At 31.8% G+C, this 4,035-nt stretch carries 1 protein-coding gene; it reads left to right on the top strand.

What is annotated here, in order from left to right:
* Nucleotides 1–181 precede the first annotated feature (181 nt).
* Nucleotides 182–3,943: a reverse transcriptase domain-containing protein gene (locus ACRCZX_RS00115; protein WP_438580925.1), complete on the top strand. Its 3,762-nt coding sequence runs from the start codon at nt 182–184 to the stop codon at nt 3,941–3,943.
* Nucleotides 3,944–4,035 lie beyond the last annotated feature (92 nt).

Genomic DNA, 4,035 nt, shown 5'->3' with positions numbered 1-4,035 from the left:
GAAGGTCAATAAAGGTAACACCAAGACTTGATTTACCTAGGAAAAAAGCATCAAGAAATAGCTTTGAAGTACTGAGAGATTTGGAGGAGTATGGGGATGTTTGACAAATATGTTGATTTTAAATTACTTATTATTTTTTCTGATGGCTATACGACTTGCATGTTTGAATGCAAGAGGGTTGATGAGTAAAGAAAAATTCAATATGGTGAAAGAGATATGTAAAAATGAAGAAGTTATTTTATTGCAAGAAACGAACTGGAAGAATGAGGTAATGGACGATTTTAAAAAGAGATGGAATGGAGAAATGTTCTATAACAATGGAGATGGAAGAATGGGAAGAGGAGTGGCTATTCTAATAAGGGAAGATGTGGATTTTGAAGTAAAAGAAATATATAATGATTTGAAAGGAAAATGTAATGCCATTGAAATCAGACAAGGGGAGAAAGTTTTTGTGATAATCAATGTACACGCACCTACACAAGAGAAAGAAAAAAAGAAATTTTTTGAAGATTTACAAATTTTAACTAAGAAATGGGAAAATGCAATATTAGTTGGGGATTTTAATACAGTTTTTAGCAAATTTGACATGGCAGATGGAATGGTTTTTAAAACAGATGTTGGGAGGAAATTTTTAATTGCAATGATGGAAGAGGATAATTTGATAGACGTTTGGAGAGAAAAGAATCAAAGAAAAAGAAACTTTTCAAGAAGACAACTAGTTGGGAACTTTATGTGCCAAACAAGAATAGATTTTATTTTAAGTAAAAGAGATATGGAGTGTTTTCTGGAGCATATTCATTATAAAGAAACTGGTTTGAGCGACCATAAAATGCTTTTATGGAAAATAGATTTTAGTATTGAAAAAAGAGGACCTGGTGTTTGGATTTTAAACTCAGGACTTTTAAATAATGAAAATTATAGAAGAGAAATAGAAGAATTATTGGAAAAAGAGAAAGAAGATGGAATGTATTTAGAAGATAAACGATTATGGTGGCAAAATGTAAAGTATGAAATAAAAAAGAAATCTATAAATTACAGCAAATTAGTACAGAGAGCTAAAAAAGCTAGGGAAGTAGAAATAAGAAGAAAAATGAAGGAAGAGACAAGTAAGAGTGAAACACAAATAAAAAGAATCATAATGTTGGAGGAGGAGTTGAAAAAAATCGAGCAAGAAAAGTGTAGAGGAGCTATATTAAGAAGCAAAGCAAAATATACAATTGAGGGAGAAAAGTGCACCAATTTTTTCTTTGATTTGGAAAAAAATAGAGGACGGTCAGAGTTAATAAAAGAATTACATTCTAAAAATGGTGAAATAGTTAAGGGGACGGATGGTATCTTAAAGGAAGTTAAAGAGTATTATGAGGAGCTTTTTAGTACCCAAGGAATAGATGAACAGGAGAAAAATAAACTATTAAGGTGTGTTACTGCTAAAGTAAGAAAGGAGGATAAAGAGGAATGTGACAAGGAAATTAGTGAAGAGGAAATTATAGATGCTATAAATATGCTGAAAGGAAAGAAAAGTCCAGGGATAGATGGACTAATTAATGAATTTTATAAAGTGTTTAAGGAAAAAATAAGTGGGATTTTAAAGGAAGTATATCAGGAGATTTTTATAAAAAAGGAATTTGACCAAAGGATGAGTATGGGATTGATGAAATTAATATATAAAAGAAAAGGAAGTAAAAATATGTTAAATAACTTTCGGCCAATAACGATGTTGAACACGGATATGAAAATACTAGCCAAGATTTTAGCAAACAGATTAAATAAGGTTTTACCCACAATTATAACAACCAACCAAGCGTATGGTGTAAAAGGAAGGGATATCGCAGACATAACTAGTGGAATAAGAGACATAATCAGTGTTTTAAATGAAAGGCAGGAGAATGGATATGTTATTAACTTAGATTTTGAAAAAGCTTTTGACAGGGTTGAACACAGTTTTTTATTTGCAGTTTTGGAGCATTTTGGATTTGGGAACATCTTTAAAGAATGGATTACAATTCTATATAAAAATGTAATGACAAAAGTGAAATGTAATGGATTTTTAACTAAACCTTTTAAAATTACAAGATCAATTAGACAGGGATGCCCTCTATCAGCGCAGCTGTATACACTAGTAGCGGAACCATTAGGATTGATGATTAAAAAGGATAAGGATACTCAAGGTATTAGAATAGAAGAAGGAAAAGAGGGGAAAATTATTTTTCAATATGCAGATGACACGACGTTGATATTAAAGGATTTGGAGAGTGTGAAGGAGGTAATGGGAAAAGTAAAGAGATATGGTAAGGGTACAGGTGCAAAAGTAAATGAAGAAAAGACCGTGTACATGAGATTTGGGGGAGTACCTAGTTTGTTTGGGGGTTTTAACTTTGAAGAGGTTCAGGAAACAAAAATTTTGGGTGTGACCTTAGGGAAAGATGAAAAAGGGGCAAGAGAAAGAATGTTTGAAAATGTGGTGGGAGAAATGGAGAAGAGATTAAGATTTTGGAAGGGAAGATCTTTAAGTTTAAAAGGGAAAATTTTAGTGGTAAATGTTTTAATGTTATCTAAAATGTGGTACATTTTAACTGTGATGGCAACACCAAGATGGGTGGAAATGAGAATAAAAAGATGTGTTGTAGAGTTTGTTTGGGAGAAAAAGCCCCCAAGGATTGCATATAATACTTTGATTGGACAGATAGATAAAGGAGGGATGGGTCTAGCTGACGTAGAAATAAAGAAAAAGAGTTTGAGAATCAAAGTGGTGAAAAAATACCTTGATAAAGAAGAGAAGGGAGAATGGAAAGAAACTATGAAGTATTTTCTTAAAAAATGTGGGGAGGGGAATATGGGGGATAGTGTTTTATGGATGAAAATGAAAGAATGGATGATTAAAGGGGTACCTGATTTTTATGGAGAAGTTTTAAAAGCTTGGGGTCTTTTTCTCTCAAAGGTGGATTTTAAACCTGAAGGAAGGGAAGTAATTTTAAATCAACCACTGTTTTTTAATAAGCATATTGTGAACAATGGGAGAGAAATATTTTTTAAAAAGTGGTGGCAGGTTGGGATTTCAAGAGTGAGAGATGTATTGTATGAGGTAAGAGAAGGTTTTTTACCAGTTCAAGCCGTCATTGATGAGTTGGAAGAGTTTAAGGAAGAATATGATTTAAGAAGTATTAAGAAACAATATGAAGAGTTGAAAAGTGCAATACCTAAAGAGTGGCTGAGTGAAATACAGAAAGGGGAAAAGAAAGAAGGGAAGGTTGAAGTGTATTTCACAAATCAAGATAAATGGATGGAGCTAAGATCAGGAAATGTTAAAATGTTTTATAAGGTATTTAGGGAAGGAGTTTTTAAAAAAACAAATTCAAATGATATGTGGTTAAGACACTTTAATGGGCTTAAAGAGGAAGAAATATGGGAAAATACACGGGGAATATTGGTGAGCGCAAATCTGGAATGTCTTGATTATTTTATAAAGCATAATGTAATATGGTCAGAAATGAGGTTGTGTATGATAAAAATAGAACAAACTGCATTATGTAAGGTGTGTTATAAACAAGATGAAGGGTTGTTTCATTTGTTTTTACTGTGTGAGAAATTATTTTTTTTCTTTCAATACTTAAAAGAAATGATGAACGAGTTAGGAGTAAGAAAAGAAAATCAGGACTGGCAAAGAATTTTCATGTTAGGAGTGGAGGGAAAGTGTAGGAATAAAACCATGATCAATTTGTTAATTGTTTTGGCGAAAAACGCTATATGGAAAAGAAGAAATATAGCCAAAAACAGGTCAGTTTGTATAGAGCTGTGGATATTGTTTAAGCACATGGTGGAAGATTATATGTTTACATTGTGTAATTATTGGAGACTGGAGGGAAAAGAGGAGATGTTTTTGAAAACGGTTTCTTCAGAAGTACGGAATATTCTTTTTAAACACGGTATAAAAGTAGTTGTATAGAGAAAGAAAGGACATTTGTCCAATAATTGATTGTACAATGGAATATGTTTGTAATTAATAATTTTTTAATAAAAAAAAAAAAAAAAAAAAAA

The organism is Cetobacterium sp., from assembly GCF_051658645.1.
Lineage (GTDB): Bacteria > Fusobacteriota > Fusobacteriia > Fusobacteriales > Fusobacteriaceae > Cetobacterium_A.
This window is presented reverse-complemented; position numbering and strand designations above follow the sequence as displayed.